The 13,886-nt window shown below is 63.1% G+C and carries 11 protein-coding genes and 1 other RNA gene; 4 read left to right on the forward strand and 8 right to left on the reverse strand.

Going from position 1 to position 13,886, the window contains the following annotated elements:
• Positions 1-328: 328 nt before the first annotated feature.
• From ACFQNJ_RS02105 to ompA, 8 genes are all read right to left on the reverse strand, one after another.
• Entirely contained in the window at positions 329-1,723 is a 1,395-nt protein-coding gene (locus ACFQNJ_RS02105; RefSeq protein ID WP_382253449.1) for a replicative DNA helicase, read from the reverse strand.
• Positions 1,716-2,588: a helix-turn-helix domain-containing protein gene (locus ACFQNJ_RS02110; RefSeq protein ID WP_382253451.1), complete on the reverse strand. Its 873-nt coding sequence runs from the start codon at positions 2,586-2,588 to the stop codon at positions 1,716-1,718. The genes ACFQNJ_RS02105 and ACFQNJ_RS02110 overlap by 8 nt, the downstream gene beginning before the upstream one ends.
• The gene (locus tag ACFQNJ_RS02115) at positions 2,585-2,962 is read right to left on the reverse strand and encodes a hypothetical protein (RefSeq protein ID WP_374638867.1); all 378 of its coding nucleotides are present in this window, start codon (positions 2,960-2,962) and stop codon (positions 2,585-2,587) included. Before ACFQNJ_RS02115 ends, ACFQNJ_RS02110 begins: the two co-directional genes overlap by 4 nt.
• 936 nt (positions 2,963-3,898) lie before the next feature.
• Positions 3,899-5,167, reverse strand: coding sequence for a tyrosine-type recombinase/integrase (locus ACFQNJ_RS02120; RefSeq protein WP_374638866.1), 1,269 nt, complete (start codon positions 5,165-5,167; stop codon positions 3,899-3,901).
• A gap of 171 nt (positions 5,168-5,338) precedes the next feature.
• Positions 5,339-5,715: a transfer-messenger RNA gene (gene ssrA / locus ACFQNJ_RS02125) on the reverse strand.
• A gap of 13 nt (positions 5,716-5,728) precedes the next feature.
• Positions 5,729-6,409, reverse strand: coding sequence for an HAD family hydrolase (locus ACFQNJ_RS02130; RefSeq protein ID WP_382253454.1), 681 nt, complete (start codon positions 6,407-6,409; stop codon positions 5,729-5,731).
• Positions 6,406-7,116 (reverse strand): bifunctional 2-polyprenyl-6-hydroxyphenol methylase/3-demethylubiquinol 3-O-methyltransferase UbiG, encoded by a 711-nt coding sequence (ubiG, locus tag ACFQNJ_RS02135; RefSeq protein ID WP_382253456.1) that lies wholly within the window; start codon positions 7,114-7,116, stop codon positions 6,406-6,408. The genes ACFQNJ_RS02130 and ubiG overlap by 4 nt, the downstream gene beginning before the upstream one ends.
• Before the next feature lie 72 nt (positions 7,117-7,188).
• Positions 7,189-7,827, reverse strand: coding sequence for an outer membrane protein OmpA (gene ompA / locus ACFQNJ_RS02140; RefSeq protein ID WP_382253458.1), 639 nt, complete (start codon positions 7,825-7,827; stop codon positions 7,189-7,191).
• Between the two features lie 281 nt (positions 7,828-8,108).
• Between ompA and gyrA the strand changes: the two genes are divergently transcribed.
• The 4 genes from gyrA to ACFQNJ_RS02160 are packed head-to-tail and all read left to right on the forward strand — an operon-like array spanning position 8,109 to position 13,854.
• The gene (gyrA, locus tag ACFQNJ_RS02145) at positions 8,109-10,742 is read left to right on the forward strand and encodes a DNA gyrase subunit A (RefSeq protein ID WP_374638862.1); all 2,634 of its coding nucleotides are present in this window, start codon (positions 8,109-8,111) and stop codon (positions 10,740-10,742) included.
• Positions 10,739-11,848, forward strand: coding sequence for a 3-phosphoserine/phosphohydroxythreonine transaminase (gene serC / locus ACFQNJ_RS02150; RefSeq protein WP_382253460.1), 1,110 nt, complete (start codon positions 10,739-10,741; stop codon positions 11,846-11,848). The genes gyrA and serC overlap by 4 nt, the downstream gene beginning before the upstream one ends.
• Positions 11,845-12,951 (forward strand): prephenate dehydratase, encoded by a 1,107-nt coding sequence (gene pheA, locus ACFQNJ_RS02155; RefSeq protein WP_382253462.1) that lies wholly within the window; start codon positions 11,845-11,847, stop codon positions 12,949-12,951. Before serC ends, pheA begins: the two co-directional genes overlap by 4 nt.
• Before the next feature lie 24 nt (positions 12,952-12,975).
• Complete coding sequence (locus ACFQNJ_RS02160) at positions 12,976-13,854, forward strand: prephenate dehydrogenase (RefSeq protein WP_374638859.1); 879 nt, start codon at positions 12,976-12,978, stop codon at positions 13,852-13,854.
• The last annotated feature ends 32 nt before the right edge of the window (positions 13,855-13,886 follow it).

Below are 13,886 nucleotides of genomic sequence, written 5' to 3' on the forward strand. Positions count from 1 at the left end.
GAGACGCGGAAGGCGGCGCCGGACACAACCTTGTATCGGAGGTATCGCGGGTTTCTGACATCTGGGGAGGTCTCCAAGAGTTCATGTCGGCTGAGGTACAAAAGCGCATGACTTGCTGCCGCGTGGCTGAAACCAGTCAATCGACGAACCTCCACAGCCGTGAACCATCGGCCAGGGCATTCGGCCAGGTGCTGCCATATCAGGTGTGTCGGACTGCCTCGCCGAACCACTCCAGCAGGACGAGGATTGATCCTCTCCACTCGGCATTCGGGTGTGCCGGTGCTCGTGAGTTGGGCGAAGGCAACGGCCCAGGGGTTGAAGTTCTGAGTCATTCGAAGTCTTCCGTGAAATGGCGGCCTCGCCGCGTCGGTGCTGAAGTGGGAACCGTTGCTGTCGTCTCGCTCCAGGACTGGTGTGCACCGTTGAATGCCAGCTTGACGAACACATTTCGCTTGCCACCACGGTTCTTGGCCAGCTCCGCATGGACAACCATGGTCCCGTCGGAGAGATCTCCATCTTTAGAAAGCAGGATCACGGTGTCGGCGTCCTCCTCGATCGCACCGGACTCCTTGAGATCGGCCAACGTTGGGCGACCGCCCGTGCGTTTCTCGACCTCACGATTGAGCTGGGACAACAGAATCACCGTGATGCCCAGTTGCTTGGCCAGGGCCTTGAGTCCGCGGCTGATCTCTTCGAGCTGCAGGTGTCGATTGCTGCCGGCGCGTTGGGTGCTAGAAGCGCAGAGCTGCAGGTAGTCCACCACCAGCACGCGTATTCCATGCAGCCGCTTGAGTTTTCTGGCCTTGGCCCGGATCTCGTGCAGACTCAGCGCAGCCTGGTCGTCGATAAAAAGCGGGAGATTCCGCAAGGCCTCCACCGCATCGGTCAGGGCGGACCACTCCGAGTCCTCCAGGCTGCCCGTACTAAGCCGGCCCAGGTCAATGCGGCCCAGACGTGCAACCAGCCGGTCGCCCAGCTCGTCAGCAGGCATTTCCATGGTGAGTACGGCTGACGGCTCACCCGCTTGCGCGCAGCGGAGGGCAATATCTGTCGCCAGTGAGGTCTTTCCGACCGAAGGCCGGGCTGCAATCACGATCTGCTTGCCCGCCTTCAGTCCGCCGCCAAGGTGGCGATCGAGCCCACGTAGACCAGTTTGCACACCTGGCTGCTGCTTTCCGTCTGCAAGATCACTGATCCGGTCCAGCATCGGCACCACCAGCTCTGACACATGCCTGGGCTCATTGGCCGTGTGCTGCATAGCAATCGGCTCGAACAGTCCCTGGATGGTGCTACAGGCGGCCAGCACGTCGTCACCCTTGATCGCCGCAGCGATTTCCCGGGCCTCGGTGCATGCATTGAGAAGCCGGCGTTGCGTGGCCCTGGCGCGGATGATCTCTGCATAGCGCCTCGCATTGCCCGCACTGGGCACGTACTGAGCCAGGCCGTTGAGGTACTCCAGCCCGCCGGCCTCGTTCGCTTTGCCCAGACTGCGCAAGTGCTCGAAGACCGTCACAACATCAGCCGGCTTCGCCGCATTAACCAACTCGGACACGGCACCAAAGATCAAGCGGTGCTCATACCGGTAGAAGTCGGCTTCTGAAACGAGGTCGGCAATCCGATCCCACGCGCTGTTGTCCAGCAGCAGGCCACCCAGCACACTGGATTCGGCCTCGATAGAGTGAGGCGGCAGCGCAACCTCATCGGGGAAGGCTCCGTCATGCATGGGTGGTCTCCTCTTGCGCCACGTCCTCGGCGTCGTGATAAGCGCCCTCGATGACCTTGGCCATGTTCTCGGACTTCACCAGCCAATCCAGAGACAACTCGAACGGCCGGCGGCCAGGTGTGGAGGCTTGCCCGGTGAGAAAGGCAGATCGCGCCACGTAGGAGAAGAACCGCTCCCACCACGCCAGTGACTGGCGGGCCTGCTTTTCACGCCACCGGCTGCGCAGCACTGATGCCCTGGCGGGGGTCCACTCCCGGACCTGCCGCCCCATCGGCAACAGCCGGTGGTATGCATCGATGATTTGCAGATGCGGGCAGGGGTCGGCAATACCTGCCGCTGCAGGTTTGCCACTCTCCTTGGTGGTTACTGATGGTTCTATGACGGTTTGGGTCGCACCCATGCGGCCCGTCTCGCCGCACCCATGCGACCCGTCTGCCGCATCCATGCGACCCGTCGCACCGGCGCTACCCGTCGCATCAGTGCGACCCGTAGGGGTAGCATCCATGCGACCCGTCGCACCGGCGCTACCCGTCGCATCAGTGCGACCCGTAGGGGTAGCATCCATGCGACCCGTCGCACCGGCGCTACCCGTCAGCTTTTCGATGTTGAGGCGATACCGCCGAGTCATCCCGGGCGCGCCACCCATGGAGTTCTCCAGGACCGAAACGAACCCGTCGTTGATCAGCCCGTGCACCACTCGCTGGGCCTGCGATCGGGAGAGCCGGGTCTTGGTCGCGATGGCGGCCATGCTCGGGAAGCAAACGCCGGTGTCGTTCGACCAGTCGGCCAGCGCAAGCAGCGCCAGCAGTTCGGAGCCTCCGGCCGGGTAGTGGTCCCAGACCAGGTTCATGACCTTGATACTCACTTGCCGGCCCCAGTCACCCGATCCAGCCATGCCTCGGCATCCGCAAGGTCGTCGAACGTCACTGACCTGGCCCAGCGGCTGAAGGTGATCGAACCATCAGCAGCGCGGGTGCATTGGTGGCCAGCGAGCGCTGCACGTGCAGCAAGGGTTGCCAGGCGCTTGGCATCCGCGGGAACGTCCTGGAGCGCTGGTACGACCGCGCGGGCGAAGCCGGCGAAGGCGTCATGAGGTTGGTCCTCGTTCGCGCAGAGGACCACGGCCCCGGTGACGCAGAAGTTGCGCGCGTCAGGGTCCTGCTCCTGGTGCAGTTGCTCGATCAGCTTGGTACCGATGGCGTACCCGCTGCCCTCGGACTCGCGTGCTTGGGTGGTCATGCCGACCTCCGTTCCTGATACCGATGAGGTGCGCGCTGTTCGATCCGCATTACGATGCGGGCAAAGCCTGCACAGGTAATGCAAACGTATCGGGGCCCAGCTTGCCGTCCCACTCCGCAGTAGCACGGACTCGTGGCCAGCATGCTTGAATGGATCCCGGTCCTGCTCTGACCACTCCTGTCCCTCCCGACGCCCGCGGCCTCCCCAGCCCCGGGCGTCACCACTTTCAGTCCCATTGGTGCTCTCCTCAATGATTGAAGAGCACTCCTGCGCTCAGTGATGCAGATGCGCCGCGAAGCTGAGGCGCAGCCATATTGAATTGCTCGCATCGCGCCCTCTCAAGAGGTAACAGCAGCGCCGGTCTTCGTCCGCGACTGCACTGCCTTGAGGCTGCGCTCGAGCACAATCTGCGACCCTTCCGGTCGGACGCGCTTGGGGTACTCATGAAAGAACGTGCGAACATCGACAACACGCCACCGGGTGTACCGATTCGTTCGAATTGCAGGCTGCGGTGCCGTGCCAGATCGAACGAGACCATTCCAAGACGAGACCGACATTCCGCCGACTGCGGCGCAGGTCTTTGCATCGATTAGGGCAACGTCCTTGAGGGAATCGGGAACGTCTGACAAAAGAGCTTCCATAGTTGATCTCCAAGCCCTCTCGCATCGCTTTGTTGCGATCGCATGAGATTGCATGTGTGCAACTTTGCCTTCGTGGCGGAAGCCCCCTTCTACGCATGGACGTAAAAATGCCCACCTTCCAAGTGGGCACCTTAATAAAATCAATGGGTTATGAGCGCATTTAAGCTACTTTCGTGTAGCTGTCTGCGGTGGTCTCCGTCCTTGACCTTCTTCTCGACTCGGATGTCTTCGCCCGCGAGATTTCCGTGGTGTTCTCCTCCCTTGACTTGACGTGTCGGTCACCGAACGCAGCAGCTTATGCCATTAGCTTGTCTAGGTAGTCCGCCCACACCTGCATCATTGACGTACGCTGGGTCAGGTACTGTGTGCGGTTGTAGGCCCGACCAAGTGGGTCAGAAACAGCGTGCGCGAGCTGTGCTTCGATGACCTCGGGCTGCACGTTGAGCTGCTCTGCCAGCATCGTCCTGGCCATGGCTCGAAACCCATGAGCGGTCATGTCATCGTTGCTGTATCCCAGCCGCCGCAAGGCAGAGCGCACCGTGTTGTCGCTCATGCATTTTTCTTTGCTGAGAAGGCTGGGGAACACGAAGCGGCCGTGGCAAGTCAGCGGTTGTAGGTCCTTGAGAACGGCAAGCGATTGATTTGCCAGCGGAACCACATGGGGGTTGCCGTTCACTTTCTCATTGATCCGACGCTTCATCACCTCGGACGGGACAACTACTGTCTTCGCCTCAAAGTCGATCCACTGCCACTCCAAATGACGGAGTTCACCAGGTCGCAAAAGCAAGAGGGCAGAAAGCCGTAATGCCGCTCGCGTGATTGGATTTCCCTTGTACTCATGGATGTCGCGAAGCAGCTTAGCGGCGTCCTTGGGATCAACGATGGCAGCAAAGTGGCGCACTGGTACTGGCTTGAGCGCCTCCCGCAGATCTGCAGCCGGGTTGCGTGCACAGGCGCCAATCGATACCCCATACCTGAACACTTGGGAGCAAGCGTCCTTCACACGGTGGGTAGTCTCCAGCGCACCACGCGCCTCGATCTTTCGCAGGCAAGCCAGAAGCTCCGGCGGTTCGATCTCGCCGATGGGGCGCCTGCCGAGCCATGGGAAAACCATCTTCTCCAGTCTCTTCTGGGTGGTGGCCGCGTGGCCGGGTGACACCCCTGGCTGGTGTTTGATCACTAGCCACTCCCGCGCGACGTACTCGAATGTGCCAGGACCGGGTAATCCTGCTGCCTCCAATGAGGCCACTTCTCGCTGCTTCTGGCGGTCAGCCTTTTCCTGCTTGCGGCGCTCGCTCAGATCGACGCCGTTGGCCATCGCCGATCGGGCCTCATCTCTCTTCTGCCTGGCAACCTTCAGGGTGACCTCTGGGTATGTGCCCAGAGAGAGCATTCCTTCCTTGCCGTCGCGCCAGTATCGGAGACGCCACCATCCGGAACCAGTGGGACGAACATCAAGTACCAGTCCAGCACCATCACTGAGCTTTCGAGCCTTACCAGCGGAAACGGCCGCCTTAATGGCAGCCTGTATTGCTCTGTCGGAGAGGAGATCTGTTGCGGGCATTCGGGTAACTTCCTGAACCGACCGGGTATGTCGGCGACGTTACCCGGGATGTTACCCGGTTAATCTCTGGCAGCAAGTGATCTCATGCGATCACACACGGTCGGGATTTCTCCCTAACTTGTTGATCTGTATGTGGTTTTTGATCTCATATCACCTCATACAGCCTGTAAATGGTGGAGCTGGGGGGATTTGAACCCCCGTCCGCAAGCCTTCTTCGCGCAGTTCTACATGTTTAGTCGTCTGTTTTGGATCTCGCCACCGGCATCGCGCAGCGACACGCTATGCCGGCAACCAGTACCCTTGGATCTCACCTTGCGTCAAGGTACCCGACGCAAAGCCAGCCGATATGAATTCCCTTGCAGCCTGGACAGTCTTGCGACCGCCCTTGCCCAGCCTATCGGCCTGCTGTTGCAAGGCTCACCGGATTAAGCGGCGAGTGCGAAACGTTCGTCGTTTGCAGTTACTTTTTTTCTGCGGTTTAACGAGGTGACAGAACCTCGACATGCCCTGCTGCGTGCCCGAACCCACGTCGAAACCAGTGCAGCCCCTGTGCTCGACAGTTTAAGGCAAGTCCAGCAATTTCAAGAGCTGACCAGGAAATTCAATGGCTGCATCGGCTTGCCAGTGCTCTGCAGTGCCTGCCGCCCCCAGATAGCCATAGCTGGCGGCGACCGTGAACATGCCCGCCGCCCGGCCCGCCAGGATGTCGCGCTCGTCATCGCCCACGTAGATGCAGGCGCCCGGGTCCACACCCAGCCGTCGCGCCGCCTCCAGCAACGGCTCAGGGTGCGGCTTGGCGTAGGGCGTGGTGTCGCCGCAGACCACCGCGCCAGCCCGACCCAGCAGAGGCAGCCCGGCCACCATGGGCTGGGTGAACCGCTGCGCCTTGTTCGTGACAATGCCCCAGGGGCAACCCACCTGGGTGAGGACGTCCAGCAATGACGTCACCCCCTCAAAGGGTGCCGTCAGGTTCAAGAGACCCGACTCATACTCGGCCAGAAACTCCTGGCGCAGGCTCTCGTACATCGCATCCGAGGGATCCGCGCCGAAACCGATTCGCAGCATGCCTCGGGCGCCCGAACTGGCATGGGGCCGGTACTGGGCCAGCGGCAGAGGTGACATTCCCCTTCTGGCCCTCATGCGCTCGGCCGCAGCGGCCAGATCCGGTGCGCTGTCGATCAGCGTACCGTCCAGGTCGAACAGAAGGGCCTGCACCTGCCCCGGGAACGGCAGCCGGCTCACGGTGCGCGACGGGTGGCGATCATGTAGTTGACGCTGGTGTCATCGCTGAGCCAGTAGCGCCGCGTCAACGGGTTGTATTCCATGCCTCGCGTGCCCTGCAGGTCCAGATCGGCCTGACGGCAATAGGACGCAAGCTCGCTGGGCCGGATGAACTTGGCCCATTCATGCGTGCCCTTGGGCAACAACTGGAGGACATACTCCGCCCCCACGATCGCAAACAGGAAGGACTTGGGGTTGCGGTTGATGGTCGAGAAGAAAACCCAGCCGCCGGGCTTGACCAACTGACTGCAGGCTCGGACCACCGAGGATGGATCCGGGACATGCTCCAGCATCTCCATGCAGGTGACCACATCAAACGTGCCCGGTTGCTCGGCCGCCAGGTCTTCGGCGCTCACTTCGCGGTACTCAACCCCGGACGTCCCCGCCTCCAGCGCGTGCAGTTGGGCCACCCGCAGGGCTTTGACCGAGAGATCGATACCGGTCACCTGCGCACCCTTGCGCGCCATCGAATCGGACAGAATGCCACCGCCACAGCCCACGTCGAGCACCCGCTTGCCCGCCAACGGCGCCAGCCCATCGATCCAGGCCAGCCTCAACGGGTTGATCTGATGGAGCGGGCGAAACTCGCTCTCGGGATCCCACCACCGGTGGGCCAGGTCTGAAAATTTGGCCAGTTCGGCCGGATCGGCGTTGACGTTCGGATTCATGCCGACATTATCGCCAGCCCCAAAGAAAAACCGCGCCGAAGCGCGGTTTTTCAGAGGTCTGTGACCGGGGAATCAGTTGGCGCGGGTGCCGACGACTTCCACTTCCACGCGACGGTTCTTGGCGCGACCTTCGCGGGTCTTGTTGTCAGCGACCGGCTGGCCTTCGCCCTTGCCTTCGGTGTAGACGCGGTTGGCTTCGATGCCCTTGCTCACCAGATAGGCCTTGACGGCTTCGGCACGGCGGACGGACAGCTTCTGGTTGTAGCCATCGGGACCGGTGGAGTCGGTGTGACCGACAGCGATCACGACTTCCAGGTTGATGCCTTTGACCTTGTCGGCCAGGTCGTCCAGCTTGGCCTTGCCTTCCTTCTTCAGGACGGCCTTGTCGAAGTCGAAGAAGGCGTCGGCGGCGTAGGTCACCTTGGTGGCGGCGGGCTTCGGTGCAGGAGCAGCAGCGGGCGCCGGGGCGGGTGCAGCAGCAGCGGGAGCCGGAGCAGGTGCCGGAGCCGGAGCCGGCACGATCGCGCCGTCGCAGCCTTGGGCGGCGGTGGCGGGGGTCCAGGAGGCATCGCGCCAGCACAGTTCGTTGGTGCCGTTCTTCCAGACGAGTTCGGAAGTGCCGTTGCGCCAGTTGTCGATGGTCTGGGCGCCGGCGGCGGTCGCCAGGGCGGCGGTAGCGAACAGCATTGCCACTTTGTTCAGTTTCTTCATGGTATTCCTCTTGGTTTGCCTCGGCGGGCCGAATGGAAGTATCGGATGGCGCTTGAAGTGACCACCACTTAAACGCTCGAATCATTGTGCCACAAGCCGCGCAGAGGCAAGGTGTCCCGCACACGGCAGCGCGGCGGCGCGGTTGATAGCCCGGATACGCGTTGCCCGAGAGCAACACCCCAAGTCTGATGCAAGCTGAAAGCCGGGCCGACGCTGCCCACTAAAATGGAGCGCTTGCCCTGGCCGCGACGCGGCCGGCACCACGACAGCTTCCAACGCTCATGACCCAGTTCGCCAAAGAGACCCTGCCCATCAGTCTTGAAGAGGAGATGCGTCGCAGCTACCTCGACTACGCCATGAGCGTGATCGTCGGGCGAGCCCTGCCGGACGCCCGCGACGGCCTCAAGCCGGTGCACCGCCGTGTCCTGTACGCGATGCACGAGCTCAACAACGACTGGAACCGTCCCTACAAGAAGTCGGCGCGTATCGTCGGTGACGTCATCGGTAAGTACCACCCGCACGGCGACAGCGCGGTGTACGACACCATCGTGCGCATGGCGCAGGACTTTTCCCTGCGCCACATGCTGGTCGATGGGCAGGGCAACTTCGGTTCGGTCGACGGGGACAACGCGGCCGCCATGCGCTACACCGAAATCCGCATGTCCAAGATCGCGCACGAGATGCTCGCGGACATCGACAAGGAAACGGTGGATTTCGGCCCCAACTACGACGGCTCGGAAAAAGAGCCGCTGGTGCTGCCGACGCGCCTGCCCAACCTGCTGGTCAACGGCTCTGGCGGCATCGCGGTGGGCATGGCCACCAACATTCCGCCGCACAACCTCAATGAGGTGGTGGACGCCTGCCTGCACTCGCTCAAGAACCCGGACTGCTCCATCGACGAACTGATGGAGATCATCCCGGCGCCGGACTTCCCCACCGGGGGCATCATCTATGGCATCCAGGGCGTCAAGGACGGCTATCGCACCGGTCGCGGCCGCGTGGTGATGCGCGCCAAATGCCATTTCGAGGACATCGACAAGGGGCAGCGCCAGGCCATCATCGTTGACGAGATTCCCTACCAGGTCAACAAGAAGACCCTGCAGGAGCGCATCGCCGAGCTGGTTCACGAGAAGAAGCTCGAGGGCATCAGCCACATACAGGATGAGTCGGACAAATCCGGCATGCGCCTGGTGATCGAACTCAAGCGCGGCGAAGTGCCTGAGGTGGTGCTCAACAACCTTTACAAGCAGACACAGCTGCAGGACACCTTCGGCATCAACATGGTGGCGCTGATTGACGGTCAGCCCCGCCTGTGCAACCTCAAGGACCTGATCACGGTGTTCCTGGAGCACCGCCGCGAGGTGGTGACCCGTCGCACGGTGTACAACCTGCGCAAGGCACGCGAGCGCGGCCACGTCCTTGAAGGTCTGGCGGTGGCACTGGCCAACATCGACGAGTTCATCCGCATCATCCGCGAAAGCCCCACCCCGCCGGTGGCCAAGGCCGAACTGATGACGCGCAGCTGGGACAGCCAGCTGGTGCGGCAGATGCTCACCCGTGCCAAGGCCGATGGCGGCACCGTCAACGCCGACGATTACCGTCCCGAAGGCCTGGAGCGCGAGTTCGGCATGCAGGGCGACGGCCTGTACCGCCTGTCAGAGACACAGGCCCAGGAAATCCTGCAGATGCGCCTGCAGCGCCTGACCGGTCTGGAGCAGGACAAGATCGTGGCCGAGTACAAGGATGTGATGGCCGAGATCGACGATCTGCTGGACATCCTGGCCAAGCCCGAGCGCGTGTCGACCATCATCGGAGACGAACTGGTGGCGGTGAAGACCGAGTTCGGCCAGACCAAGCTGGGCGCCCGCCGCAGCGAGATCGAGCACAGCGCCCAGGACCTCTCGACCGAGGACCTGATCACCCCGACCGACATGGTGGTCACGCTCTCGCACAGCGGCTACATCAAGAGCCAGCCGCTGTCCGAGTACCGTGCCCAGAAGCGTGGGGGTCGCGGCAAGCAGGCGACGGCGACCAAGGAAGACGACTGGATCGACCAGCTCTTCATCGCCAACACGCACGACTACATCCTGTGCTTCTCCAACCGCGGCCGCCTCTACTGGCTCAAGGTCTGGGAGGTGCCTGCCGGCTCGCGCGGTTCGCGCGGTCGCCCCATCGTCAACATGTTCCCGCTGCAGGAAGGCGAAAAGATCAACGTGGTGCTGCCACTGACCGGCGAGTTCCGCAGCTTCCCCGAGGACCACTACGTGTTCATGGCCACCAGCATGGGCACGGTCAAGAAGACGGCGCTGACCGAGTTCAGCAACCCGCGCAAGGCGGGCATCATTGCCGTGGACCTCGACGAAGGGGACTTCCTGATCGGTGCCGCGCTGACCGATGGCAAGCACGACGTGATGTTGTTCAGCGACGGCGGCAAGGCGGTGCGCTTTGACGAAAACGATGTTCGGCCCATGGGCCGCAATGCCCGCGGGGTGCGCGGCATGATGATCGAGGAAGGCCAGAGCGTGATTGCCATGCTGGTGGCCGAAGACGAGCAGCAAAGCGTGCTGACCGCCACGATCAACGGCTATGGCAAACGCACCCCGATCACCGAGTACACCCGCCACGGTCGCGGCACCAAGGGCATGATCGCCATCCAGCAGAGCGAGCGCAATGGCAAGGTCGTCGCAGCCACGCTGGTGCATGCGGACGACGAGATCATGCTGATCACCGACACGGGCGTCCTCGTGCGCACGCGGGTCAGCGAGATCCGGGAAATGGGCCGTGCCACCCAGGGCGTGACGCTGATTTCGCTGGATGAAGGCGCTGAGCTGTCCGGCCTGCAGCGCATTGTCGAAAACGACGCCCACATGCCTGAGGCACTGGACGGTGAGGAAGCGGCAGGTGACGCCGCATGACGCAACGTCCTTACAACTTCTCGGCCGGCCCGGCCGCCATGCCGGAAGAAGTGCTGCAGCAGGCGGCCGCCGAGATGCTGGACTGGCATGGCAGCGGCCTAGGCGTGATGGAGATGAGCCATCGCGGCAAGGAATTCATGTCGATCGCCGCGCAGGCCGAGGCCGATCTGCGTGAACTGCTAGCGGTGCCGGCGAACTTCCGCATCCTGTTCATGCAGGGCGGTGGTCTCGCAGAAAACGCCATCGTGCCCCTGAACCTTTCGCGCGGCGGCACCGTCGATTTCGTGGTCACCGGCAGCTGGAGCCAGAAGTCGGCCAAGGAAGCGCGCAAGTACGCCACCGCGAACGTGATCGCCAGCAGCGAAGCCGACGGCCACACCACCCTGCCCGCCCCGGCCAGCTGGAAGCTCAGTGCCAACGCCCAGTACGTGCACATCTGCAGCAACGAGACCATCCATGGCGTCGAGTTCCACGAGTTGCCCGACCTCAAGTCCCTGGGCTGCGATGCCCCGCTGGTGATTGACTTCTCATCGCACGTGGCCTCGCGCCCGGTGGACTGGTCGCGTGTCGGCCTGGCCTTCGGCGGTGCACAGAAGAACCTGGGCCCGGCGGGCGTGACCCTGGTGGTGGTGCGCGAAGACCTGCTGGGCCGCGCGTTGCCGATCTGCCCCAGCGCCTTCGAATACAAGACGGTGGCCGACAACGCCTCCATGTACAACACGCCGCCCACGTACGGCATCTACATGGCTGGACTGGTTTTCCAGTGGCTCAAGCGACAGCGCGAAGGCGACCTGACAGGCATTGCCGCCATGGAGGCACGGAACGTCGCCAAGGCCAGGTTGCTCTACGATTTCATCGACCAGTCGGCCTTCTACGTCAACAAGGTCGCCGAGAACTGCCGCTCCCGCATGAACATCCCGTTCTTCCTGCGCGACGAGAGCCGCAACGATGTCTTCCTGGCCGGAGCCCGAGAGCGCGGCTTGCTGCAACTCAAAGGCCACAAGTCGGTCGGCGGCATGCGCGCCAGCATCTACAACGCCATGCCGCTGGCGGGCGTTCAGGCACTGGTGAGCTACATGCGTGACTTCGAAAAGGAACAGGCATGAGCGGCAAATCGCAACCTGTCCAGTCGGAGGCCCTGGGTGCCCTGCGGGTGCAGATCGATTCGATCGACCAGCAACTGCTGTCCCTGCTGAACCAGCGCGCGCGCGTCGCCGAGCAGGTGGGTGAACTCAAGCGGCACGAAGGCACACCCTTCTTTCGCCCTGACCGGGTGGCGCAGGTGATCGAGAAGATCCAGCACGCCAACCAGGGACCTCTGCTCAACCAGCATGTGGCGGCGATCTGGCGCGAGATCATGTCGGCCTGCCTCGCCCTGGAAACCCCTCAGCGGGTGGCGGTGCTGGGTCCGGAGGGAACCTTCTGCGAGCAGGCCGCCATCGAATTTTTCGGCAGCGCAGCCAACCTGATCTACTGCAGCAGTTTTGACGAGGTCTTCCATGCCACGGCGGCTGGCACCGCGCAGTTCGGTGTCGTGGGCGTCGAAAACTCCACCGAAGGCGTGGTGGCGCGCTCGCTGGATCTGTTCCTGCGCTCGCCGGTCCATGTGGTCGGGGAGGTCAGCCTGCTGGTGCGGCACAACCTGTTGAGACAGACCAATTCGCTGGATGGCATCGAGGTGGTGATGGCGCACCCTCAGGCCCTGGCCCAGTGCCAGGGCTGGCTGTCGCAGCACCTGCCCCATGCCGAACGTCGCGCCGTCTCCAGCAACGCCGAAGGCGCCCGGCTGGCCGCCACGAACCCGGCCTGGGCTGCGCTGGCCAGCGAGCGCGCAGCGGCCCAATTCGGACTGCACATCGTCGCCCACGCGATCCAGGACGAGGCGTACAACCGCACCCGGTTCGCCGTGATCTGCCTGCCGCAGACCCTGGCCATGCCGCCGGCCTCCGGCCGTGACTGCACCAGCATCGTGGTGTCGGTGCCCAACCGCCCTGGGGCGGTGCATGACTTGCTGGTACCACTCAAATCCAATGGTGTCTCGATGACACGGTTCGAGTCTCGTCCGGCGAAATCCGGACAGTGGGAGTATTACTTCTACATCGACATTGCGGGACACCCGTCCCAGGCCAATGTGGCCGCAGCGCTCCAGGAACTGCGAGGGCTGTGTGCCTACTACAAGGTGCTGGGCGCGTACCCGGTGAGCGAATGATGACGGCGTTGCAGGGGAGCACCCATGTTTGAGCAACTTGGCCTGATCGGCTGCGGCCTGATGGGCGGCTCGTTTGCACTGGCCCTGAAGAAGGCGGGCCTGGTCAAGCGGGTGGTGGGCTACAGCAAGTCGCCATCGACCACCGAACGGGCGCGGCAGATGGGCGTGATCGATGTCGAGGCCCCGTCTGCCTTGCTGGCGGTCTCGGGCGCGGACCTGGTGCTGGTGGCGGTCCCGGTGTCGGCGACGGAGGCCACGTTCAAGGCCATCCGCCATCTGGTTGGCAAGGATGTGCTGATCATGGATGTCGGCTCGACCAAGCGGGAAGTGATCGACGCCGCCCGGCGCGTGCTGCGTGACCAGGTGGGCGTGTTCGTCCCCGCCCATCCGATTGCCGGCAAGGAACTGGCGGGCGTCGATCATGCCGACCCCGATCTGTACTCGGGTCGCCAGGTCATTCTGACCCCCATCGAGCGCACCGAGCCCATCCAGCTGGAAAAGGCCCACCGGGTCTGGACGGCGCTGGGATGCCACGTCAAGCAGATGACCCCGGAGGCGCATGACGCTGCCTACGCGGCCGTCAGCCACTTACCGCACCTGATCGCCTTTGCCATGATGAATGCGGTGACCGGGCAGCAGCAAGGCGCCGAGTTCCTGACCCTGGCAGGACCGGGCTTTCGGGACTTCACCCGCATTGCCGCCAGCGATCCCGCCGTCTGGCGGGACATCCTGATGTCCAACCGCGAAGAGTTGCTGGCCCAGAGCAAGCAGTTCCAGCGCTCGTTGCATGCTTTCGAGACGGCTCTGAACGCTGGCAACCCGGATGCCCTTGAAGCCCTGATCGACCGCGCCAGTGAGGCTCGCGCGAACTGGCGCATGTCTGCCATCAAGCCGCAAGGCTGACCTGTTTTGGCAGCCCCGCGGCTGCCCACCTG

Origin of the sequence: Hydrogenophaga bisanensis (assembly GCF_042665135.1) — a bacterium.
Lineage (GTDB): Bacteria > Pseudomonadota > Gammaproteobacteria > Burkholderiales > Burkholderiaceae_C > Hydrogenophaga > Hydrogenophaga bisanensis.